The sequence below is a fragment of the Candidatus Accumulibacter meliphilus genome (assembly GCF_036625345.1).
GTDB classification, from domain to species: Bacteria; Pseudomonadota; Gammaproteobacteria; order Burkholderiales; family Rhodocyclaceae; genus Accumulibacter; species Accumulibacter meliphilus.
On record NZ_JAZKTZ010000001.1, the window covers coordinates 418,595 to 441,981 of the forward strand.

The 23,387-nt window shown below is 62.4% G+C and carries 14 protein-coding genes; 8 read left to right on the forward strand and 6 right to left on the reverse strand.

The genetic code is table 11. The features are described 5' to 3' along the window. Nucleotides 1-215: 215 nt before the first annotated feature. The gene (locus V5B40_RS01910) at nt 216-560 is read left to right on the forward strand and encodes a hypothetical protein (RefSeq protein WP_332353254.1); all 345 of its coding nucleotides are present in this window, start codon (nt 216-218) and stop codon (nt 558-560) included. A gap of 261 nt (nt 561-821) precedes the next feature. Here the strand turns inward: V5B40_RS01910 and yghU are convergent, their stop codons facing one another. The 5 genes from yghU to V5B40_RS01935 all read right to left on the reverse strand — a co-directional run bounded on the left by yghU (nt 822) and on the right by V5B40_RS01935 (nt 4,272). Next, nucleotides 822-1,697, reverse strand: a complete 876-nt coding sequence (gene yghU / locus V5B40_RS01915; RefSeq protein WP_332352877.1) for a glutathione-dependent disulfide-bond oxidoreductase — start codon at nt 1,695-1,697, stop codon at nt 822-824. Nucleotides 1,698-1,732: 35 nt separating this feature from the next. Further along, entirely contained in the window at nt 1,733-2,386 is a 654-nt protein-coding gene (locus V5B40_RS01920) for a DsbA family oxidoreductase (protein WP_332352879.1), read from the reverse strand. A 115-nt stretch (nt 2,387-2,501) separates the two neighbouring features. After that, nucleotides 2,502-2,897 carry a carboxymuconolactone decarboxylase family protein gene (locus V5B40_RS01925; RefSeq protein WP_332352880.1) on the reverse strand — a complete coding sequence of 132 codons (396 nt, stop codon included), beginning with the start codon at nt 2,895-2,897 and terminating at the stop codon, nt 2,502-2,504. A 74-nt stretch (nt 2,898-2,971) separates the two neighbouring features. Next, nucleotides 2,972-3,526 (reverse strand): carboxymuconolactone decarboxylase family protein, encoded by a 555-nt coding sequence (locus tag V5B40_RS01930; protein WP_332353236.1) that lies wholly within the window; start codon nt 3,524-3,526, stop codon nt 2,972-2,974. Nucleotides 3,527-3,690: 164 nt separating this feature from the next. Beyond that, nucleotides 3,691-4,272: a TetR/AcrR family transcriptional regulator gene (locus V5B40_RS01935; RefSeq protein WP_332352881.1), complete on the reverse strand. Its 582-nt coding sequence runs from the start codon at nt 4,270-4,272 to the stop codon at nt 3,691-3,693. Nucleotides 4,273-4,615: 343 nt separating this feature from the next. On the opposite strand from V5B40_RS01935, the gene V5B40_RS01940 reads away from it, so the two are divergent. From V5B40_RS01940 to V5B40_RS01960, 5 genes are all read left to right on the forward strand, one after another. Continuing rightward, nucleotides 4,616-4,939, forward strand: coding sequence for a hypothetical protein (locus tag V5B40_RS01940; RefSeq protein ID WP_332352883.1), 324 nt, complete (start codon nt 4,616-4,618; stop codon nt 4,937-4,939). A 350-nt stretch (nt 4,940-5,289) separates the two neighbouring features. After that, the gene (locus tag V5B40_RS01945) at nt 5,290-6,972 is read left to right on the forward strand and encodes a hypothetical protein (RefSeq protein WP_332352884.1); all 1,683 of its coding nucleotides are present in this window, start codon (nt 5,290-5,292) and stop codon (nt 6,970-6,972) included. Between the two features lie 634 nt (nt 6,973-7,606). Further along, a complete protein-coding gene (locus tag V5B40_RS01950) occupies nt 7,607-16,711 on the forward strand; it encodes an RHS repeat domain-containing protein (protein WP_332352885.1) in 9,105 nt (3,034 codons plus the stop codon). Nucleotides 16,712-17,579: 868 nt separating this feature from the next. Continuing rightward, nucleotides 17,580-19,970 (forward strand): eCIS core domain-containing protein, encoded by a 2,391-nt coding sequence (locus tag V5B40_RS01955; protein WP_332352886.1) that lies wholly within the window; start codon nt 17,580-17,582, stop codon nt 19,968-19,970. Between the two features lie 500 nt (nt 19,971-20,470). Continuing rightward, nucleotides 20,471-20,650, forward strand: coding sequence for a hypothetical protein (locus V5B40_RS01960; RefSeq protein ID WP_332352887.1), 180 nt, complete (start codon nt 20,471-20,473; stop codon nt 20,648-20,650). 149 nt (nt 20,651-20,799) lie between these two features. On the opposite strand, the gene V5B40_RS01965 is transcribed toward V5B40_RS01960, so the two are convergent. Next, complete coding sequence (locus V5B40_RS01965; RefSeq protein WP_332352889.1) at nt 20,800-21,705, reverse strand: SHOCT domain-containing protein; 906 nt, start codon at nt 21,703-21,705, stop codon at nt 20,800-20,802. Between the two features lie 356 nt (nt 21,706-22,061). Between V5B40_RS01965 and V5B40_RS01970 the strand changes: the two genes are divergently transcribed. Together V5B40_RS01970 and V5B40_RS01975 are read left to right on the forward strand one after the other, a co-directional pair. Then, nucleotides 22,062-22,292: a DUF2789 domain-containing protein gene (locus V5B40_RS01970; protein ID WP_332352890.1), complete on the forward strand. Its 231-nt coding sequence runs from the start codon at nt 22,062-22,064 to the stop codon at nt 22,290-22,292. 144 nt (nt 22,293-22,436) lie between these two features. Next, nucleotides 22,437-23,384 (forward strand): 2-hydroxyacid dehydrogenase, encoded by a 948-nt coding sequence (locus tag V5B40_RS01975; protein ID WP_332352891.1) that lies wholly within the window; start codon nt 22,437-22,439, stop codon nt 23,382-23,384. The last annotated feature ends 3 nt before the right edge of the window (nt 23,385-23,387 follow it).

Here is a 23,387-nt window from a genome sequence, read left to right on the forward strand (position 1 = left end):
TTGCGAAGATCGTACTGTGGTTGCCGAGACGAGCGATGGCGAATGCCATCAGCTGACTGCAGTCCTTCTTGCTCAAACCGACCGGACGACAGATGCGGGTGTTCAAGCCGCGAAACTCGTCGATTCCGATGCTGCGCACGCCATCGTCGCCGGCTTCTACCAAGGCTGTGCCAACGTAGAGCGCCGCGTGCGACCAGGTCGACTTGGTCAGGTATTTGACCGCGGTGCTGACGCAGCTGTTGCCTGTCCGCTTGGCCCACCCGAAGGCACGCCTTGAGGCGATCATTAACCGCCCGATGCTGCTTGCCGGCGTCGCCCGCCTGACCCAGCACGCCGGCCAGTCGCGCCTGCTGTTCACCATTTCTCATGCGACCGGAGATCAGATCAAGGCGATGATCGCCAATATCTGCAAGAGTCTTGACCAAGTTCTGGCAACTGCGCCTCGGTTGCCCAACACCGAACGCTGGCCGGCGCTGCTGCGCTACATCATCAGCAAGATCCTCTCCGCCAGACCGCAAACCTCTATCGCTCTCACCTCACGTCGGGCGGCTTCCGGATAACACAGCGGGCGTTCAACTACGCAGATTCTCGGTCTGGCCGATATCTCATTTCGGCTGGCGTCCCGTCTGATGACGAATGCGGTCAGACAGTCTCTTCACGCGACTCTGAACGCCGGGTCGTACTGCTCGCCCTGGTGGTATCCGCCGGCACACCTTCAAATGGCGGTTCGGCTTCTTCGACGAACAGGACAACCGTCGTCGCTTTCGGATTCGGGTGAGGGTGGAACTTCAACGCTGTTTCTCCCTTTTGGGATACGCGTCTCAAGCGACGTTTTCGGGTGCCGGTATTTCTTCGGTTTTCAGATCGAAATCAGACGCGTCGTGGCGTTCGTGCAGCTGGTCCGAAGGCTCGCCCCAGCTGCGGTTCACCCTGCGCCCGCGTTGAACGGCGGGGCGCTCAAGGATTTCTTCGGCCCAGCGGCGCAGGTTCTTGTAGTTCTCAACCTGCAGAAACTCGCCCGCGCCATAGGCCTCGCCCAGAACCAGATTGCCGTACCAGGGCCAGGTGGCGATGTCGGCGATGGAGTATTCGTCACCGCCCAGATAACGGTGCGCGGACAGTTCGCGGTCGAGCACGTCCATCTGGCGTTTCACCTCCATGGTGAAGCGGTTGATCGGGTATTCGAATTTCTCGGGTGCATAGGCGTAGAAATGCCCGAACCCGCCGCCCAGATAGGGAGCCGAGCCCTGCAGCCAGAAGAGCCAGTTCATGACCTCAGTGCGCGCCTTTGCGTCCCTGGGCAGGAAATGCCCGAACTTCTCGGCCAGATAGAGGAGGATCGCGCCGCTCTCAAAGACACGACTGCCGGTGTCAGTATCAAGAAGCGCCGGGATCTTCGAGTTTGGGTTCACTTCCACGAAGCCCGTCGAGAACTGCTCGCCCTCGCCGATCCGGATCAGGTGGGCGTCGTATTCCGCGCCTGTCTCGCCCAGGGCCAGCAACTCTTCGAGCAGGATGCTGACCTTCTGGCCATTGGGCGTGCCCATTGAATAGAGCTGCAAGGGGTGCTTCCCGCGCGGCAGCGTGCCCTCGTGTGTGGGCCCGGCGATCGGACGGTTGACCTTGGCCCATTTGCCGCCATTTTCGGCGTCCCAGGTCCAGACCTTGGGCGGTGCGTAAGTGTTCGTGTCAGACATGATTCCGAATTCCTCGTTGATGGTTAAGCGTTTGCTCAATCGTGCATCGCGGCTAGCTGTTCCAGGATGCGCGTGTAGTTCTCGACCCCTTGCGCCCCGGTCACCAGATGGCGACGGTTGAAGACCATCGCCGGCACACCGCGAATGCCCTGGCGCAGCCAGGAGTCTTCGGCATTGCGCACCTCTGTGGCAAAGCGCTGGTCTTCAAGAACGGCCAAGGCTTCGGCTCGGTCCAAGCCGACTTCTGCGGCCACATCCGCCAGTACGCTGTCGTCGGACAGATTCTGGCGATCCGTGAAGTGAGCCGCAAAGAGGGCCTGCTTCAGGTCGTGCATACGCCCGCGCTGGTCGGCCCAATGCAGCAATTGATGTACGTTGAAGGTGTTGTACATGCGCATGTCGTCGGCAAAGCGGAACGCAAATCCGAGGTCTGCGCCGGTCGCGGTCATCCTGCCCCGGCTTTCTTCAGACTGCTCTGGTGTGGTGCCGTATTTCTCGGCCACATGGTCGCGTAGATTCTGGCCTTCGCGCGGCATGTCGGGGTTCAGCTCGAATGGATGCCAGTGGATCTCATGCGCCGTGCTGCTCGCATCGAGCGCCGTGACAAGCTGCCGGTAGCCGATGATGCACCAGGGGCAGACGACATCCGACACGATGTCGATGCGCAGGGGTTGGGACGGATTGGTCATGATGCCTTCACTGGGGCGGGGTTATCGTAGCGCCGCTTTTTCGGCGCTTCTCGGCAGGATCAGCCGCATCTGCGGAGGAATAATCCCGATAGCGATGGGCTTGGGAGTCACACAGTCACACACCCGAAGTCATGACGATGCCACGCTCCTTGAAGACTTTCTGCACCGTCTTCATGCCGTTCACGGCGGCGGGAAAACCGCTAAATATAAGGGTTTGCAGGATCACTTCGACCAGCTCCTGTGGTTTGCAACCGGCATTCAGGGCGGCATTCAAGTGAACCTCCAGCTGCCGCTCCGAAGTGTTGAGCGCCGCCAGAGCAGCCACCGCTGCCAGCTCTCTGTCGCGCAGGCCCAGGCCCGGACGGCTCAGCACATGGCCAAAGGCAAAATCGGAAATGTATTCGGCGAGGTCCGGGCAGGCCTCGTTGAAGCTGGTGAACATATCGGCCACCGAGGCGCCGCCAAGCTTGCTGTAAACGTCACTTCCCTTGCCCGAATTGAAATCGACCATTCTGACTCTCCTTTTCTGGGTCGCACGTCAAATGCCAATGCAGGCCCGTGCCGTGACGGGCCTGCGTGCGACGATCAGGCGCTTTGCTGCCACGCGAATTTCTGGAACGGCTTGTCCACCGGGGTGTTGGCAAGGTGGTTGGTGTAGTTCGACATCACCTTCTGGGAATAGCCGAGGATCACTTCGAGGATGTTGCGCTGGCTAAAGCCTGCGCCGAGGAAGGCCTGAACCGCCTCGTCCGAGACGTTGCCGCGGTCGCGCACCAGGGTCAGGGTGAAGTCGCGCAGCGCCTCCAGCCCGGCGTTCGGCAACGGGGTTTTATCACGAAGTGCGTTGGTGATTACGTCGTCCACGCCCATGTTCTTGGCGATGCCGGTATGGGCTGGCACACAATAATGGCAAGCGTTCTCGACGTTCACGGTCTGCCAGACCACCGTCAGCTCGTCTTTGTCGAAGCTGGAGCTGGCGAAAAGCTCGTGAGTCCGCTGGTAGGCCTCAAGCAAGCCGGGGGCTTCGGCCATCACCGCGTGCAGGCCGGGGATCATACCGTAGGCCGCTTTGGATTTTGCCAGCAGCGGCTTGCTGCCTTCGGGGGCGGTGGTTTCGTCGTGCAAGATGAAGGCGGTCACGACGGCTACTTTGTTTTTCAGACGGTTCATTGCAGGTTTCCTTCAAGGTTGAGAGGCAGCGCCTCGGTATCGGGCGATCAATTGTTTAGATCGAACGGTTTAACTATGGGCGAATTAAACCGATCGGTCAACACAATTTTTGTCGAGCTGCGTGTGGGAAGCTGTCAGCGCAACAAGCGCTGAGCCTGGGCGGCGATCGTCTTGAGCGAGGACTCGTCAAACACGCCGCGGCCGAGTACCCGGATGGCGGCAATCATGGCCAGCAGCCCTTTGGCGGTCGCCTCGGGGTCGAGGGTCAGAGGGAATTGCTTTCGCGCCTGCCCCACCTCGACACTTCGTCGAAGGAAGGCTTCGAGTTCGCGTAGGCCGTTGCGCACGATCCGGTTGACTTCTTCACCATGGGTCGTGAGCTCGGAGGCCGTGTTCACCAGGAAACAGCCCTTCTTCTCCGTGTCAGCCACGGTCTCTTCTACAAGACCATCGAACAAAGCCGCAATGGCTCGCTGCGGATCGTCCATCGCTTCCAGTTCAGCGAGCATCGCGCGGCGCTTGTCTTTGTCGTACTTCAGTAGCGCCTTGACGAACAGCTGCTCCTTGCCGCCAAAAGCGTTATAGAGGCTGCCACGGGTGATGCCCGTGCCCGCGATGAGATCCGCCATGGAGGCGGGTTCAAAGCCCTTCTCCCAAAACACGCACATCGCCTTGCCGACGGCCTCGTCTTCGTCGAATGACTTTTCCCAGGGCATAACAGACCACCATTGTTCATGTAAGCAACGCCAAATAGTAGCATGTTTAAATCATCTGGTTTAGACGATCAAGTGTCGGCTTACGGGCAAGGGGATCGGTCCAGTGTGTGTCCGCTTTGGTGAAAAAACGCCAACGGCAGTCCCTTGCCCGTTTGTAGGCATCCAGCAGCTGCACCGAAAGCAGTCGTTGGCCGGGCAGGCAGGAGAACAACCAGACTTCGATGAATCACGAAGAAGTCTGAAATTGGATCCAGCCACACTCGGGAACTCTGGAACAAAGGCAAGCTGATCGGGCTGCGGCGTTCGGTCAGCGTCTATCTCGAGTAGGTCAAACTGAACCCGCTTGCAGCTCCTGTTCATATCGAGCGAGCGTTCCGGGGGCAGCCGCATACTGCGCCTGGCGATTCGCAATAACGTCACCCATTTCACCAATGAAATGGCGCAGGATTTCCGGATGCGCGGCCTTTACGCGCAACTGCCGACGGCAAGTTTGCAGATGGTTTACGGAATGATCGTGATGACCATGCTCGCGGCCGCAACCGACGTTCTCGACCTGCCACCCGACCAGATCCTGCTCGAAGCTGAAATGTCGGAAGACTTCGTTAAACAGCTCAAGATCATTCTGTTTGGCGCGGCCCGCTTGAACGACGCATTGACCAGTAGCTGATGAAGGATAAGAAATTCAACCGCTCAGCGTGATTGGTAGACGTACGGCAGCTTACCGACTCATTGCCGACTGAGTCAGCCAACAGGCCGAATGGCCGCTCAGGCCGACGAGCATACGAAGGGTGCCTCGGTCCGAATGCCCGCTTCGCAGCAAGGCCCGGACGCTGAATCCTGCCGCTCCGCCGGCCTTCATCGCCGCTACTTGTTGGCGCCAAATTCGATCGGTTCTACGCAGCCACTCGCGCCGTTTTGGTAAATTCGGTTCGGGGCGTGGCGGAGAGGAGAACCGTGAGCCTGGCCTCCTTCTTGCTACCCATTTCTTGCCTTTCGGGCCATCAAATGGGGGCGGCAATGGACGAGACAGTAAACCGGCTACTCGACGAAATCGAGCAACAGAGTGATCCCCTTGCCAGGGCACGGCTTGTGGAAGAAGCGCTGGATCTCGTCAGTCGGGAAAACGACCCCGGGCTCTGGGCCGGCTTGCAGGGCACGCTTGGGTCGAGCCTGATCAAGACCCCGGCCGAGCACTGGGATAGCGCGCTTGGCGAACGAATCGTTTCCGCCTACCAGGCTGCGCTTGGCGCGTTCACCGCCGAACGCGACCCGGCGATCTGGGCGCAGACGTGGCGAAATATCGGTGCGACGCATTTCTGCGCGATCATGCACGGGGCAGGCGACGAATACGAGCAGGTAAAGGCAGCCAAGGTGGCCTACGAGCACGCGATGAGCGTGCCGCCAGAGGGGCTGAATCCGGAAGTTGTCGCCGCGTGGAGGAGTGAGGAGGCAGCGGTTGACCAACTGCTCGCACGGCATCAACGCTCCCTGCGCGATCCGTTCGGCCTGGCCGAGCAGGCCGCCGCGCAGGCGGAGGCTATCCGGCGCGACGCGCAGAGCGGCATAGGTCCTCTGCCGACGAAAACGGAGGCCCGCTACCCCGCGCTGCTGAATGAGGAAATAGCCCAGCTCCGCTTGCACTTACACCGTGTTATCGAGCGCGGTTTTCCCGAGGTCCGGACCGCCGCGCAGCGCTCGGCGCTCGAACGGTCGCGTTGGCAGATGTTCCGACTCGCGTTTGAACACCTCACCGAAAAGTATGAGGCCGCGGAACGGACGCGCGAGCTTTTCGCCCGCATCCGGCGGGATGAGACAGGCTTCGTGCTGTTCCTGCGCGGCTTCGCCATGCGCGGGCAGTCGAGGCCCGACATGCTTGCCACGGCGGGGCAAGGCGCATCGCTGGAAGAGGGGCTGGCCAAACAACGGCTGGTGGCGGACCTCGCGCCGATAGCGGTGGTCTGGATCGCCAATCCGGTGGACTCCGGGCCGCTGGAGCTTGCGATGGTCGACGGAGATGCCGACCAACTGGGCTACCGCGTCGAAATGGGCGAAGGCTGGGAAGCTGCCGTCCGTGCCCTGGTCGCCGCTGCGACGGCGATCGTCATACACAACCCGGTGATCACGCCCGGTGTGGCCTACGAGATCGCTCTCGTGGACTCTCTGGATCGGCTCGACGACAGTTTCTTCGTCGACCCCAGGGCCGTGCCGAGCCTGCTGGATGGACCGCATCCGCCGCTGCTGTCATTCGGCAGCGACGCGATCGACCAAATCCGGGAGCGCCTGAACGTGGGCTCACGGCGGCCCGCCCCCGACCTGCCTGTGCCGACCTGCCATTGGCTGGAAGGCGGGGCGAGGTCTCAAGCCGAGCAGATGGCGGCGCAGATCGACGACATGCTCCGACCGGTCGTGCTGGATATTCCGCAGGGCCATCTCGACCTCGCACTTGACGGGCGCTGGGCGGAACTCTCATATCTCGTGCTACTGGAGGATAGCCGCGCGTTGGCCGTGCACCTGAGGGCCATGTCCCATCTGATGTCGGCGCTCGACAAAAGCACGCTGGAGGAGGCGCACGTCTTGGCCAGGGCTTGTGCGAATTACGCGACTGCCTTGGAAAGTGCAATCCGGGGGAGCGCCGAAGCGTCTTCAGAGATCGATCGCGCCATCAATATCTTCTCGCGCGTGAGGAAGCGCCCCGCATAGGCTGATCGAACTCGTGCTCCGGCACCGGCACCGGCACCGGAGGCGGCTGCGGTTCGGGTTCGCCCCGGGCGGCTGGGGGAAAACCGACCCACTCGGGTAAAAGTTGCCCCGTAGTGCTCATCGGAACCAGCGCGGCTGCCGATGCCCTGTCCTGGCTGCAGTCCGGGTCACATTCGAGCCGGTGACAACGGCGATCGAGGCGGCGAGTCGTCGTCTGCAGTGGGTCGCTGCAGACCCGCCCTGCCGCCAGACGGGGCGGCGCTTACGTCAACACGAGCCGATACACGGCGTCAAGGCATGGCGATGAGGTGGCTCACGCCTTGCTTTCGTTAGTCGGAAAGACCCACTTGCCCGGTTTCCGGCGCGCTGCGCCAGCCCCGGAGGCCGACGACCGGCGCTCGACGAGGCGCCGCGCTGGTGCCTGTGGCGCCAAGGAACCGAGGCAACCGGCCGAGGCCGTGCCGACAACTCGTCAATGGCTCTGCTGGCAGATGGGGGAGTTTTCTGGTGTCGCCCCTGTGGCATTCACCCTCCCGGGCACTCCGTGTGGGTGACGGCTTGCCGCTGTTGTCCCCAACGCCGAGATCGGCTGCCCCAACAGCCGTTTGATCTCCGAACCGAGGTGAATGGCCCTATGAAACTGTCGACCCGTGACACCCGCATCCTTCTGACCTTCGTCAACCGTGTCCGGGATCCGTCTGCCCTGGCCGCGATGGTGACCGATGATCCCGACTTCGGCAGCAAGGGAATTGGTATGACGCGTCCGGCAACCCTGGCCCTGATGGAGACCAGACGGGAACTCCCGAAGGGGGAATTCCGGCAGACGGACGAGCTCCTGAAAGTCGCGCATATTGGTCCGGACACCCTTCACGACATGGCCTTCAGCGTCGCGAAGCTGCCGGCGGCGGACAAGGCCTTGCTCTTCTTCAATCACGTGAAGGACGCGGCCACCCTCACGGCCGAATTGGAGTCGTGGGGACCCGGCTACGCAAGCCTCAACGAAGCCCTGCCTGCCGATACGATCATCGAACTTCGTGAGCGTTTCCCCGGTGGGGGCATCCCTTCTCTGGAAACCTTGCTGGAGATCCCGGGCCTGAGCGCCGAAGTGCTGGAACGGATCCGCTTTCTCTTCGAGCCGGAAACCACGCTGACGCCCGGTGTGGCCCGTCAGTCCCTGGCACACGCGGTTACCGACATACTGCGCGCCGATCGGCAGGAAATCCTACGGGCGAGCGATCCGCTGTCTGTAGTCTTCGGGAAGCTTTCCTCGATCGAAATCGACGAAGACAAAGCGCAGCACTATCGGCACAGATATGAAGACGCTCTCAATCTGAAGGTGATCGGACTCCTGGAACGTGCCGTGGACCTGTTGGTGAATCCGGGCGTAAACGAGTTTGTGACCGGGGCTCCGGTCGGAATCCTGGATCCGGCTTCGCTGCCGGCAAACGTGATCGACGCCAAATGGTTCCGCACGGCTGAAAAAGGACTCTTCCTTACGCCGGTCGGAGCGCCCGCGCTGATCGAGCGCCTCGAAGCCGGTTCGTGGGTCGAGGCCCTGACGGTAGCGGAAAGCGTGTTTCTGAATCCGTCGAAAGACGGCATCGAGGTACGCAAGGCGCACGTCTCCAGCCTGGCTCCTTTTCCCAGTTCGACCGTTCTTCTGCCCGCGGCCCCCGCAGTGCGTGTGACTTGCCGCGGCGGCGGCCTTGGCGGAGCTTTGCTGGGAAGACCGGCGCCGCTCGACCTGAGTGAGAGTCTGCCCCCGGTTCCCCCGGACTGGAGCGGACCCCACTCCGAGGTGTGGATCAATCCACTACCGCTGGCACCCTGGACGGGTTCCGACAACCCGGGTCCGACGGGTTTTCTACCCGGCGGCGTCATCGTCGGCGGCGGGCGTTCGCCGTCGGACGGAGAGCCAGGCCAAGCCGACGAAGGCAAACCGACGGTTCTGATCGGAACTTTCCCCGGCATTTCCATCCTGACCGGCCTGCCCTGGCCTTTGCCCTGGGTCTGGCCCTTTCCGCCGGGGGGCGGGGACAAGCCCTTCATCGATCCGGGGTTTCCGGGCATCTACGTCGTTCAACCGCAGCTCAATCTCACCGTCAAAGTCCAGGGTTGCGAATGCATCCGGCGGGGGACGGTAGAGCGCTACACGGGCCAACCGAACGTCGAGGGCGGTGATTACCTCTGGAATGAAGCAGACGACACGATCATCGAGATCCGTGGGCCCAAGGACGAGAAAACGGTCAAGGTCGCAGGAAAGGATATCGGCAACACCGACCTGGAACTGCGCTACAGCAAGGACGGGATGAGCGCGACCGACAGCAAGGGGATTTCGGTGATTTATCAGCGCTTCACCGAACGTGATCAGCCACGCTCGGAGCGCACGGCCCTGCCGGTGATCCAGCCTGCGCCCAAGGTGCGAATTGCGCGAACCCCTCCGGTTCATGCCTATGTCGAAACGGACTTGCAGAAGCTGAAAGCGAAGTTCGAACTTGGTTTTCGCGGGGAGCTGAAAGACGCCTTGGTGGATATCCGGCAAGTGGAGGTTTCGACGGGTCCGGACTTCAGAGTGTCCCTCTCGGCTTCGGGCAATGAGTGGGGCCGTTTCGACAATGATCGCTTCGCGGTCCTCAAGGCCGAAGTCTACGGTCCTGGCCGCTCGTATGTGCGGGTCCGCGCCCGCAACAACATCGCCCACTGGGGTACGGACACCCTGGAGGTCAACGTCCGCTTTCAGCCGCATTGGGAAGTCATCCTGGAAAGCCTTCTGCAAGGCAAGCAGAGTCTCGCCAGAAACGGCGCCACGCCGGAGCAGGTCCGGGCATCCGATGAACGGATTGCGCGGGCATTCGGCTATGCCCTGGAGAGCATGGAGGTCGATTACGCCTGGCTCGCCCATACCGACAACGCCGTCATCAAGGCTCCTGCCCAGGAGAAGTGGTCGGTGGCCGCCGAAGACGACAAGAAGTTCGAAGTCATCCAGATCGTCACCTCGGTCGAGAGTCGAAAAATCGACCTGGAGGAAAAATCCGGAAAGCTCCTCGCACCCAAGAAGGACCCGAAGAACTACTTCCTGTTGCACCAGGACTACGAAGGCAAGGAACTGCAATGGGAGAACGACGGACGCCTCCTGGCAGCAGCCGGCGAGGCGGTTCAGCTTCTCTACCTGCAGCCCTGCTGTGCTCATGCCGGACCGGGAGTCGGCGTGGAACTCGAGCCTCCCGGGGTCAAGCGCATCGATCAGGGCGAGAGCATTCGGCTGCAAGCCGTCGGCAAGCCCAAGGCGTGGATGGGTGTCACCGGAACCTACGAATGGAGCTGCATCGCGCATCCCGAGGGCGCCCGCTTCAAGTTCAAACCGGGTCCGGTGACGGCGACCCAGAGCGTTGACTTCCTTACTGATACCTCGGGCATCTACACCTTCAAGGTCAAGTATGCACTGCTCGATGCCGCTGGAAGCTGGACCTATGACGTGGCTGACGGCCAGATCATCTTCAATATCGAAGCCGCGGTCGTGCTCGAACGAAACGGCGACTACAGCGCGGACGACCGCAAGGACCATCTCCACCGCCCCTACTATCGCGAGCGCACCGTCAAGGAACAGCCGGGGGCGGAAATCATGGTCCGCAACAGGAAGGGCGGCCCGCTCGGCAAGGACTTCGAGGTGACCTGCTACTGCGATCCCGCCATCCGTTTTGCGGAAAGCATGGGCGGGAAGGCGATCTTCAGCGACGGTTCGTCTCGCGAATTCCGTTTCGGCATCGATCCGGATTTTCCCTTCAAGGCTTTCGCGAGGATTGGCTCCTCGAACGTCATCGAGAAGTTTCACATCATCGGCATTCAGTACCTGGATCTGCCGAAGCTGAAAGGAGACGCGGTCATCATCGACGTGCGGGTGAAACCGCTGGCGCCGCCGATCGCCGATCTGGGCGACGGAGGCGTTGCGCCGCCGGAGAGCGGCGACCCCAACGGTGGTGTCGCCGGAACAGGGGTCTTTGTCGTCACGGACGATGGTCCCAACGATATCTCGACACCCGAGAGCGATTCCGAGCCCGAGAATCCGATCGTCAATCTCATTCTTCGCACCCGTGACCTCGGCAACGCCCAGGCCTGCCAGGGGATGCTGACCCTCGCGAATTTTGAACAAGTCAACCTCACGCAGGGCAATCAAAGCACCGGCCTGGTCCTCTTTGCGATGAAGGGCATGGGGCAGGTACTCACGCCGGCAGTGGTCTACAACTCCAAGGCGGCCACCCGCTCCGAGGCCATCGCACGCTACGGCGAGGTGAATGGCGTCGACGAGGATCAACTCGCACGCGAGTTCGGCAGCGAACGTTTGGGAACCGGCTGGAGCGCCGCCTGGGACATGCAGTTGTTCGCCTTCTTCGACATCGAGGGTGATCCGCTGCGTCCACGGGTCCTGAAACGCGTGGAAGTCCTGAACTACGACGGCAATCGCATCGTCTTCCAGGAGGAGTTCGGTGGCCGTTACCTGGTGGCCTCCGAGGCCGAATGTGTTCACGACGACCCGACCGAAGCGATTGGCCAGGTCCTGAGCTACGATCCGGACAATGACGCCTGGACCCTGGAGAACGCCAGCCGGGAGTACTGGAAATTCGACAGCCAGGGCAGGCTGGTCGAAGTGGGCGACGCGCGCATGTCGCCGGCAAGCCAGTTGCAGGCGCTCACCCAGGAATGGTCCGGCAGCCAACTGTTGATCCGCGACTCTGCCCAGCGGGCGATCCCGATTGCGCTCGATGGCAAGGGCCGTTTCGACACCGTCAATGCACCGAACCAGGCGCAGTTCAAGTTCGTCTATCGTGATCGCCTGCTTGAAACGATACGCCTGCCCGAATCGATCGAGTGGTCCTACGAGTACGGCGAGCAGTCGCTGATGACCAGGATCACCCCACCCATCGGACACGCCATCGAGTTTGAGCACTACCTCGGTGAGGACTTCGGCGCGGTGGCGAAAGCAATTGCCGAACACTATTGGGGCCGGACCGGCAAGATTCGCTTCGGCGAGCGTGAACTGTGGGTCGAATATGCCGTTCGCGTCCCGGAAGAGCCGGGTCGGGAACAGGAAGTGCAGGTCCTGATGCCGGGCAATTTCCGCTGGCGCCACCATTACGATCCCACGCTGCAGGCGGTCGTCCGGACGGAGTATTCGAACACTCGCAGCAATCCCGATTTCAAGCTCTTCCAGCGGGTTCGCTACGACACCGGAAGCAAGCTGCCCAGCGAGACGGAAGACAAGTACGGCGCAGTGATTCGCTTCGTCAATGCGGTCCTGCTGCACGGCAAGGGACGCTTTTCCCTGGCCGTCTACGAGCCTGGAAACGCCTTCCGCTCGACCCGGCTTACCAACGACGCCCTGATCGAGTCGGCCACCAACGAAGACACGCATACCCGTACTTACGAATATTATCCTGACCGGCAAACCAGGAAGGTCACCTATTCGCCCATCCGAAGCAAGAATCTCGACTTGCAGGACGCTAACTTCCTCCCCGTCGAGGAGTACGCTTACGATAATCTTGGCCGCCTGCAAAGCCACCGCACGCCGGACGGTATCCTCACCACCTATACCTATGGTGGCGCCGGAGATCCGGCCGGAACGGGCCTGCCGACCGCGATCACCGTCGGAGAAACCACCGAACAGCAGCACTGGAACGCCATGGGCTGGCTGGTCAAGAAAGTGACCCATTACGGCAAGGAAGTGAGCGTCTTCTATGATCTTCTCGGCCGGGTGCGAAGAGTGGAGGAGGGCGACGGCTATTTCCTGAGCAGTGACTTCGATGCCCTGGGTCGGCTGACGACCAGCGGCGATTCCGGGGGCCGCAGCAACAGCACCGAGTTTGACGCCTACGGCCTGATCTCGCGAAACACCAACGCCTGTGGCGACTCACGCCAGTACCTCGAATACGACCTCGCTGGCAATCTGCTCAAGGTCAAGTACGAGGACGGCGCGATCTTCAGCTTCGAAGATTACGACGCCCTCGGGCGACCGCGCCTCAAGAAGATCCCGGACGTCGCTCGCCGACCCGCCGGACGCAACGGTCTGCAGACCTCGGCGATGCCGAACATCGCCATCGAGTATCGCGACCGCGCACAGGCATTCTCCCTGACCGGGGATTCCCTCTACGCCGTAATCGAGCGTGCCGGGCAAGTCACGCGCAGCCGCTACTTCGACCTGCGCGGCCGACTCGTCGCCGTGGAGGAAGCAGTCGACGGCGTTGCCAAAGGGAACCTCATGGACTACGACGGGCGCGGCAATCTCATCCGCGAACGTGCCTATCACGATGGGCGCATCGTCGGTGTGCTGGGCCGCGCAAGCTTTGACGTGCTCGGACGCGAGAGCAGTCGCTTCGACGGCGGGACAACGGTGCACAAGTTCTACAATCGCATCGACGGCAAGACCTACACCATCAGCCTTTTGGGCGCGCCGTCGCGCCGGGCAGGCCGCCAGCCCTCTTCGGTGACGCGCTTTGACGACCTCGGACGCAAGACCGGCGAGTTCAATGGCGAAGGCATCCTGGTGAAGGAATGGGTTTATGACGACAGCAGCCGCAGCTGCGCGATCTCGATCCTCGATCCAGACAGTGCTGACCGTGCCCTTCGCCTCGTCGAGAGCGTGCGTTACAACGAAGAGGCGAGGATCGAACGTAGCGAGAACCATACGACTCGGATCGTCACCATTCACCATTACGACGCCCTCCACCGGATCGAGCGGATCGAGGCCGGTGGTGAGGAGACACGCTACACCTTCGACGCGCTGGATCGTATCCTGACCGTGACCTCGCCCATGCCTTCAGCGTCATCCGTAGGCAATCCGCGCCCCGGATCTTCGGCCCCGAGCGTCGGCCGCCAGGACCTCGTCGTGAGCCATGAATACGATGCGCTGGGCCGCCTCCTCGGCAAAGGCAGTGAGCTTTCCAAGGAGTCCTACGAATATGACGCCCTCGGCAGGGTCACCAGGAAGAGCCAAAGCGGCCTGGGCGGTGGGCTGACCATGACGGAAGAGTTCCACTACAACGCGCGCGGAGAAGTGCATGGCATCTGGATGGCTCCGGACGTCTACAAGACCCTCGTCTACGACCACCGCGCCCTGAAACAGGTCGAAACCTTGTTCGAGAACGGGCTGGAGTGGAAGAATTACCACAGCTTCGACGTTCTTGGCCAACTCGTCGCGCAGTCAGCCGACAACTACGCTTTCACTTTTCGCTTGAGCCATGATCTCTCTGGCCGCCTGCTGAGCTTGCGCACGGACCGGCAGGGGGTCGGTAGCCAGCAGACGATCTCGGAGGTCTCTCTCGACTACGGCCAGGCCGTCCTTCCCGACTCCATCTCCTCCACCTATGCGGACAGCGAGCGCTATACGGCCATCGAGTACAACAGCAACCTCCGTCCGATCGGATTCAGCGACTCCAACGTTTCTCCCAACGGCGACTTCCGCATCGACTACGACGGCCTGGGTAATCAGACCGAGATTAGGCGCCCCTCGCAGGACGCTGCCCGGAGCAGTGTCGAGTTTCACGACAACGGCCGCCTCAAGCGCTTGACCCATGCCTTCGGGCCTGGCGGAAGAGACAGCTTCGTCACGCTGATCGATGACTCCGATTACAACCAACTGGGCTATCCGACGCGCATTCGCCACGAGTATCGGGAAGGCGGGCAGCTGAAACGCAACTTCAATTTCCTGGAACTGGAAGAGCACGGCTACGACAAAGCCGGACGCCTGGTTTCGAGCGTGTTCACCGGCACCCGGGGCGGCCTCTTTGTGCAGACGTTCGGCGATTTCGGATACTACCTGCGCTTCCTTTTTCCGGCCGTAGCCAACCTCCTCGCCTGGATCTACAGCGACACCCCGGCACGCGTGCAAAAGAACTACTACTTCGACAAAGATGACCGCAAGGTGCTCGAATGGACGGAGCTGACGCCGGACCTGGCTGACCCGAACACCCGCCAGACCATCGTCCAGCGCTTCCGGTATGGCGCTGGCCAGGCCGTTGAAGAGGAGGTCAAGGAATGGTACGACATCGGCGAGACGGTTCCCAAGACCATCCGTCGCAAGTTCCTTTACGACACCCGCGGCCAGCGCATCCACGAAATCGAGACCCTCGTGCGTACCGGCTCCACGGCAGGCGCCTGGGCTCAGCTACGCAGCCACACCTACGGGCTCAGTCCGAAGCCGCTGCGCACGCAGACCTATGAACTGCGGGGGACGCGCCGCAAGTGGATCGCGGAGGACCGTTTCGTCTATGGTCCGAAAGGAGAAATGATCTGGTCGCGACATCGCAAGATGGGCGAGAGCAGGTTGGCCGACGAAGACTTCAATTCGCGCTTCAGCGGCACCTACGCGGAGCTGGCCGACTTCGACAGCGCCTCCAGCACTGCGGCGGATCCGCTCTCGGACGAAAGGGCGTTTCACTACGTCTATGCCGGGGACGAGCTTATCGCTCTCCTCGACAAGGATGGCAAGCCGATGCAGGAGTTCCTCAACGGCGCTGCCAGCAACCACCGCCTTGCTCTGCGGCTGTCAGTCCTGGGCAAGATTTTCGAGTACTACAACAATAGCCAGGGTTCCGCCCTGCTGCTTACCGAGAGCGACGGCGACGTAGAGCAACGCTTCCCCCAGGCCGGCTCCTACGGCGAAGCCGTGAAGAAGATCCCCGAGGCGCTTCACGCCGGCATGTGGGCCAACCTTACCCGTTTCCTACAGACGCCGGCCCGCCTCTACGATTCCTCAGTGGGTCAATTCATGACGCCCGACCCCATCGGCCTGCTTGCCGGCCCGAACCTCTACGCCTTTGCGCGCAACAATCCCGTGGCCTTCAAGGACAGCTCGGGCAATTACTGGGAGAGCGCCTGGGACATCGCTTCACTGGCCCTGGGCTACGCTTCCTTCCGCAACAACGTGGAAAAAGGCAACTTCTGGTCAGCCGTACTGGATGCCGTCGGGATGGTTATCGATGCCGTCGCCCTCGCTCTTCCCTTCCTTCCCGGTGGAGTTGGAGCAGCCTCGCATGCCGCACGACAGGCCCGCGCCGCCGGGCGCGCCTGGGAGTCGATGCGTTATCTGGACAGGGTCCGCTACGCCCGTGGCGTCAATACCGCCTTGCACAGGATCCAGGCTGTCAGACGAATTCATATGGCCGTCTCCGGTGGAAATCTGATCAAGGAAGCCTTTCACCGCGGCGATCTCCTGCAGGCCACCCTCGGCCTGTTCATGATCGTCCTCGGTGTGCAGAAACTGGCGGCCTCGCGGATGACCCATGAAGTGATCGAGGAAGCCTACGATACCCGCCAACTCCTCAAGTTTCTCGGCAATGACACGCCGCACCTCTATGAGCGCGGCAGCAAAGCCCTGCGCAACGCGCTCTACGTTGGTGACGGCACTCTGGCCAATCCCGGTACGGGCAGTTTCCTCGATTTCCTTACGGTCACGGTCAGGAACTACGAGCACATGAGCGAATTTCAGCAAGTGCTCTTGCGCGGCCGCGCTCTTGAAGGCTTCCGGGTTTTTCTCCGGGAAACCCGTTACCAGGGCTTCAAGGGAGTGCCGCAGCGGGTATTCGACGCCTTCTTCAACCAATGCAAGATCGTTCCGCTCCTGGGCACGGGACCTACCCCACGCTCACTCAAGGTTCTGACCGCTGCCTCCTGGGGCTTCGCCGGCAGTTCCGTCGCCCTTTCGGTCTGGAACGAAGCAGCGCTGCGCAACAGTCACGGAGACTGACCGGCGTCAGGCTCGCGAAAGACATATACCTCGCAGCCGTGGCCTTTCCTGGTAGGCCCGCGGAGGAACGCCCAGCTATCCGGTGACGTTTCTGGTCGGGAAGGGATGACAGTCGCGGCCGGGCGCTGCGCTCCTCGCAGTGACGGTAGCGGTCGCGCCGAGGGCGGGCCCCTGCTCTCGATCTGTCCGCCCCGCAGCCGCCTCGCCGAGAAAACCATGACGCGCCGTTGATGGCGCCTGTGCTGCCACCACCCGCCCCCACGATCGCTTCACCACCTTCACCAGGATCGCACCACCGCTACCGTCACTGCGCGAGGGTCGCGACGCGGCAGTCCAAAGCTCGTCCTGGCTTGGCCGGAAAATCGCGCGGGCCCGTTTGTGTTTCACATGCGTCGCACTCATCGACTGGACCTAAACTGCCACGATGACTAAATTCCTGGCTGACGCGGCCTCGCGACCAAGTTGCAAGTTCATACTCCATGCAATCGTGCCACCGCTCCCGCAACAATGGCGGGGGCTTGGAACGGCGTGAAAACGAGGAGAGACAACGCCACCGCAGCTGCAGTATGGTCACGAGAGACTCCGTCAGTTCGACTCTCTCCCGCGACAAATTTCTTGCGGCACTTGGCATCGATCCCACGACGACGGCAACGACGCAGACTTGATCACGGTCCAAGGACAGACAGGACGACACGATGATTCCGCCTGAGGGGAGCGCAAAATGATTTTCAAGTCCGTTCCGAGAACCCTTCCCCTTTCCACGCGCCGTCGCGCAGGCGTGGCAGAACGCTCCGCAAGTCCACTTGGCGTGCCTCGTTTTCTGCGCGGCAACACTAGCGACGCTCGACCAGCCCACGCCGCTGTAACGATGGCGACCCGCCTGACCGCCCACGAAATGGTCAGCCACCGGCCGGTGGCGCTAAGCTCCCAGCCGCTGCAGATCGCGCGCCAAACCGTCGCCAAGACCAGCGGCGAGGTGGTCGAGTGGTGGCCGGCACGGCAAGATCCGCAGTGGAACCCGCAGTACGAGGAGCGCTACAGGAAGACGCGGCCCAAGGACGACACCGCCCAGAAAGACTTCGATGCCGAGCGGGCGTCGGGCAAGGTCAAGGCGGCCAGCAGCCACGGCGGCACGAAGGTGAGCACCCGGCTCAGCACTGACCAGGTGCGCCGGATCGTCATGGCTGGCGGCGAAAAGGCCGCTGCCGAGCGCTGCGCCGCGATGGCCGGAAACATCAGTGCGGCGTTCGAGACCATGCTCATCGACACTGCGCAGGCCCAGGCCGACTACCTGGCCCACATGGCGGGCGAGAGCGGAGGCGTCCTCGAAGAGGTGGGCGGAGAGAAGCGCAGCTACGCGCCCTTCCAGGGCCGCGGTCCGATCCAGGTCACGCACCCGGAGAACTACGCCAGGGCGCTCGGCACCCTGCAACAACGCCGTGATCAGATCGAAGCGCAGATCGAGACCCAGGCGACCGACATCGCCATCCTCATGAGCGAGCGGGACAATGCAACGGACGCGACCCAGAAGCAGGAGGTGATCGCGCGGATCGACGCTGCTCACGCCGCGGTCGACGTCTTTCGCCTGCAGATGATGCAACTCGACGATACCATCGGCGCGGTCAGTGCCGATCCGAAGGCGGCGGCCGACCCGAAGCACGCGTTCTTGATGTCCGCCGCGTTGATGCACAAGACCGGGGCCACGATCGCCACGGGAAAACTCGGCGCCAGCGCGCCTTTCGTCGGCAACGGCCCGGCCGACACCTGGGTTTCCGGTGGCAACAAGGGCATGACCTTCGACGCGCGCAAAGCCGAAAACGAGGCCGAACTGGCCGAGATCAATGCGCAACTGGCGAGCGAAACGGACGCAGACAAGATCAAGGATCTTCAGGGGAGCGCCGCAGCCCGCGGTCGGCTCATCCAGGACATGGTATCGGCCAAGAGTCGCGGCAGAAAGAAAGCGGCAGTCTATGCCGCTGGCTTTGCCATCCTCACGCAGGAGAACGCGGTGGCCAAAGCGCCCGAACCGGAGTCCGATCCGTACGCAGACACGGACGGCGAAGAGTCGCCGGCGATCCAGCGCAAGACCGCCGCTACGGCGGCTCCCGCTGCACCCGCACAGCCGCGCAGCGGCGGTGGCCATCCGCTTCCGGCGGAACCGCGCGCACGGCTCGAACGGGGGCTGGGCGTCGACCTTGGCGAGGTCCAGGTGCACACCGATGCGCCCGCCGCAAACACGGCGCGATCGCTAGGCGCCCGCGCTTTCGCGACCGGGCAAAACGTGTACTTCGCCGCCGGCGAATACGACCCGAAAAGCGAAACCGGTTTTCGGCTGCTGGCGCACGAGGTCGTGCATACGCTGCAACAGCGCCGTGCCACGACAGGGGCCCAGGAGGGCGTCAGCCAGCCCGGTGATGCCAGCGAGCGCGAGGCCGACGTGGTCGGCGACGCCCTTGCCCACGGCGCCACGGCGCCGATTCCCGTCACCGCTGCGTCCGCGCCGCTGGCGCTCAAGGCGCGCACCGCGGCCGACCTGAGTTACCCCGAGAAAAGCGACCCATGGATGCTCGCGATTGCCCAGCGCAACGTCCGCAACCCTACGCCGGGCTGGATAGGCGGGTCGAACTCAGTGACCCACGCCGACATGCTCGCCCTGGGCTACACCTATCGCGGCGGCGGCGGCAACTGGCGCCGCTACCACTTGCCCGGAACCGAGCCATCGATGATCTTGAACGTGCTGATCAATCCCGAGGTGGACCCCGAGGCGATCGATCCCAACGATCCGAGTAGCGCCAAAGAGGGCGACGCTGCGGCGCTGGCAGAGGCGAAGAGCACGCTGCGCGAATGGCAGCGCCTGACGCGCAAGACCTTGCCCCTCTATGACCGGCTGCGCATCCTGCGCGCGGCCGGTAAAGGCGATACCGCCGAGTACCAGCAGCTTGTTGATGAAGGGAATGGGTGGTTCGACCTGGCCGCCGAATTCGAAAAGGACTATCACGACGACATGCCCGACTGGCGTAACGAGCTTGCCGACAATCCGGCGGCGCTCGCCGAGCTGGACGCGCTGGCGATGGGGGACGTGGAGTCGTTGCGTGGCTGGATGGACGACTTTGACGAGAACCGGGAGCGCGGCGACAACCAGAAGGCGGACGACAGATTGAAGCAGGCGGAGGAGGATCTCAAGAAGCTGCTTGAAGAACTGCAGAACTCGCCCGCCGAGGAACCCGATACCGACGAGGAGACCGTACCCGGGGAGTGAGCGCATCGAACGAGAAATGATGCTCGTGGGTCGAATTCTGCCGTAGCGAAAAGTTCAAGGCGGCCACCCGGCGTGATTTCCTGCCTACGTCCGGTAAAGGAGCCATACCGGCCGTCCGCCCCATGTGCCGTCAACAGCCGCTCAGGCCGACTTCCAGACCGTCGCCGGGTCGGGCCGGGCTCCGTCTGGCCGGTCTTCGGCAAGTGCCGCCGTTCACAAACGTCGGCGACCGTTTTCTGGTACAAACTGTTTGATAATCTGCTCCCAATGTTCTTGCAGAATTCCAGGAAGCGTAGTCCGCCCCCGGTACTTCCGCTGGCCCGCAAGCTGCACCCCGTCGCTCTCCACCCGGCGCCGCTGGAGCCGCGCTTCTTCATTGGATGCGTACCGCTCTTTCGTTGATTTCCATCGTTGTGCTGGTCTGCTGATCGGTTCCTTCTACGATCTGGCACCGCTGTACGGGACGCGTAGAAGGCTGTTCACCGAGCAGGTGGCTTGTCATGAAAAGTGGCATTCCAGTTGGCATGCCGGTGCAGTGGCCGCCTGCTGCCAGGCTGCCGAATCGGTACGGCCGGGTCTGGTTGATCGGGCGCGGCAGGATGCTGTTGGCGCTGGTCGCGCTGCCGCTGGCCGTACTGCCAGAGCCGCCACTGTGGCTGCGGAAGCCAGCCGCTCTATAGAGATGACCGGCGGGCAATGGGCGGCAGCCACGGGCTTGCCCATTCGCCAAGCCCAGTCAAGGGGGCGCTCGAATCTTCTCGCGCGGCACCCGCCAGCGCGCCAGCTAATTTCAGCAACCGTTCCAGGAGCGCCGGGCGCGCGAGCGGGATCATAGTCGGCTCAGTAACTCTGTTTTCTTGGCCGAGAACTCTTCATCGCTGAGGATCCCCTTGGCCCGGAGGTCGGCAAGCTTCTCGATTACCGCGAAGATATCCTGTTCCTTACCCATCGCTGGTGTGGTTGCCTGCGACGCCTTGCTCTCCTGATGGACGGGTGCCGCAGGTGGCGTCGATGGTGTCGGTGGTGTCGGCGCGGAAGGCGATTTCGGTGCTTGTTCGGTTGGCGAGACTACCGGCAGGCTAGCTACGTCGATCAGGCCATACTGGCTGCTGAAGCTCAGCGTGCCACCGACCGATTGCTGCTGCGAGAAGCCGCCGATCTGGTGGTCGAGCGTGTCATAGACAGTGACCGTGCCGCCGACATCGATGGCCAGGCGCCGCGCCTGCGCGAAGTAGGCATAGCGAACACCGTTCTGCGCGCCCGTGCTGCTCGGGCTGCGCAGCTCGTCCGGCCACCACTCGCCAGAGCTGCCGGGCGCGGGCGGTACGAACAGGCTGACCGCTCCGATCGGCCCCGCGCCGCTCTGCTGTTGCTGCCCGCCGCCGAAATTGCCTTGTGCTTGCCCGGCGTTGTAGCCGCCCTGGTGGCCCTGGCTTTGCGACTGGAAACTGCCACTGCGAATCAGGTCCGGCTGGCTGGCGACCAGGTTCGAGAGTTCGTCGCACAGCCCGCCAATGCGCCCTTTGAGGTAGTTGTCGAAAATGTCCGAGACCATGATCATGCCGCCACGCATCCATTGACCGGAGCCGGAGAATTCGGGATGAGAGAATTGCGCCATGCTGCCGTTGCCGTTGATCACCGACTCGAGCATGCTGTGCACAGCGTTGGCGCTGAAGCCATGGCGCTGGGCTATGTCGTCGATGGCCTGCTGGCCGCTGGGGGAAAGTTGTCGCATGCTGAGCCTTGATCTTGCAACGACACCGCTGAACATGCCTGGACGGAGCGAGCCGAGCGCAGGGGCCGGTCAGGCGAAGACGCCGGTACTGGTGGTGCCGTGGGAACGGCGGAACGCGAGTTTACGCCTATCCTCATGAGCTGCGCAATCGCTCGTCCGCCGGTGCACAGGGGACGCAGCTTTCCGAAAAACCGTGGGGAACGCGCCTTGCAAGTCGAACCGCTTCAGCAGCGACTACAGCACGCTCAGCTTTCGGACGGTTCTCTTGGCGCGCAATATTGGAACTGTTTGCTCCCGATCCCTTATCATTGATCGTCGGCTATCAGCCTTGGCGACTCACTATCAGGAGGTATTGGATGGACGCTAACCTGCACACCATGAGCAATCTCTTCGCACAGCTGGGGCTTCCCGCCGATCCTGCTGCCATCGAAGAATTCATCAGCCGCCACCGCCCCTTGGGGAATGAGGTTGCTCTCTACCGTGCCTCATTCTGGACGGCTTCGCAGCGAAGCTTTCTGAAGGAGGAGATCATTGAGGATGCGGATTGGGCAGGGGTGATCGATGAACTGAATGGCAGGCTGCGTTAATGTGAAAGTCGCGCAAGCGACTCACGAAGCGCCCTTCTCCCCTCGCGGGAGAAGGGTCTGGGGAAGAGGGAGAACGGTCTGCAGGGCCGCGTAGCCGTTGCCGCTTGATAGGCTGCTTTTCCCGCTGGAGCGATGCCGCAAAAAATGTCGAATGCAACCATCCCTTTCCTTGCCGCCAAAGGGTCGCCGGAAGCCGCGGAGTGGGTAGGCGCGTTGCAGGCTGCGATGCCGGACGAACGCATCGTCACCTTCGAGGACTTGAACGAAGAGGCGAGAAGCGAGGCAAGGCTGGCCATTGTCGCCAACCCTGACCCGACTGATCTGCGCGGGCTGCCAAAATTGTGCTGGGTGCATAGCGTCTGGGCGGGGGTCGAGCGCCTGCTTGCCGATCCGGAAAACTCCCGGCTGCATATCGTTCGCCTGCTTGATCCGCAACTGGCTGCGACCATGGCCGAAGCCGTCCTGGCCTGGACCCTGTTCCTGCACCGGGAAATGCCCGCCTATGCTCGACAACAAGCACAACAACTCTGGCAGCCGCGCCCTTACCTCCGGCCTGAATTGCGAACTCTGGGCCTGCTTGGCCTGGGCGCCCTGGGATCAGCCAGCGCCGAACGCCTGCTGGCCGCCGGCTTCAAGGTCTGCGGCTGGAGTCGGCAGGAGAAATTCCTGCCCGGCGTCGAATGCTTTGCTGGCGACGCCGGGCTTGCGGAGATGTTGGCCAGGACCGACATCCTGATTTGCCTGTTGCCGCTCACCCTCGAAACTCGAGGTTTGCTCAGCGCGGATCGCCTGGCGAGATTGCCAACAGGGGCCTCACTGATCAACTTTGCCCGCGGACCGATTATCGTCGATGAGGATCTGCGCGCGGTTCTGGACAGCGGACAGCTCGAACATGCGGTATTGGATGTCTTCGCGCGCGAACCCCTACCGACAGATCAATGGCAGTGGCGACATCCCCGGGTCACCGTCCTGCCGCACTGTTCGGCTCAGACGGATCGGGAAACAGCGTCACGGATCGTGGCGGACAACATTCGCCGCTATCGCGAAACCGGCGAACTTCCAGCGTCTGTCGACGTCGCGCGCGGGTATTGAATG

Bases quoted from the DNA above. Each gene is read 5' to 3' on its own strand.
- yghU (WP_332352877.1), bottom strand. From the start codon at position 1,697: ATGTCTGACACGAACACTTACGCACCGCCCAAGGTCTGGACCTGGGAC.
- V5B40_RS01965 (WP_332352889.1), bottom strand. From the start codon at position 21,705: ATGCGACAACTTTCCCCCAGCGGCCAGCAGGCCATCGACGACATAGCC.
- V5B40_RS01950 (WP_332352885.1), top strand. From the start codon at position 7,607: ATGAAACTGTCGACCCGTGACACCCGCATCCTTCTGACCTTCGTCAAC.
- V5B40_RS01960 (WP_332352887.1), top strand. From the start codon at position 20,471: ATGAAAAGTGGCATTCCAGTTGGCATGCCGGTGCAGTGGCCGCCTGCT.
- V5B40_RS01975 (WP_332352891.1), top strand. From the start codon at position 22,437: ATGTCGAATGCAACCATCCCTTTCCTTGCCGCCAAAGGGTCGCCGGAA.
- V5B40_RS01955 (WP_332352886.1), top strand. From the start codon at position 17,580: ATGGCGACCCGCCTGACCGCCCACGAAATGGTCAGCCACCGGCCGGTG.
- V5B40_RS01925 (WP_332352880.1), bottom strand. From the start codon at position 2,897: ATGGTCGATTTCAATTCGGGCAAGGGAAGTGACGTTTACAGCAAGCTT.
- V5B40_RS01970 (WP_332352890.1), top strand. From the start codon at position 22,062: ATGGACGCTAACCTGCACACCATGAGCAATCTCTTCGCACAGCTGGGG.
- V5B40_RS01945 (WP_332352884.1), top strand. From the start codon at position 5,290: ATGGACGAGACAGTAAACCGGCTACTCGACGAAATCGAGCAACAGAGT.
- V5B40_RS01935 (WP_332352881.1), bottom strand. From the start codon at position 4,272: ATGCCCTGGGAAAAGTCATTCGACGAAGACGAGGCCGTCGGCAAGGCG.
- V5B40_RS01920 (WP_332352879.1), bottom strand. From the start codon at position 2,386: ATGACCAATCCGTCCCAACCCCTGCGCATCGACATCGTGTCGGATGTC.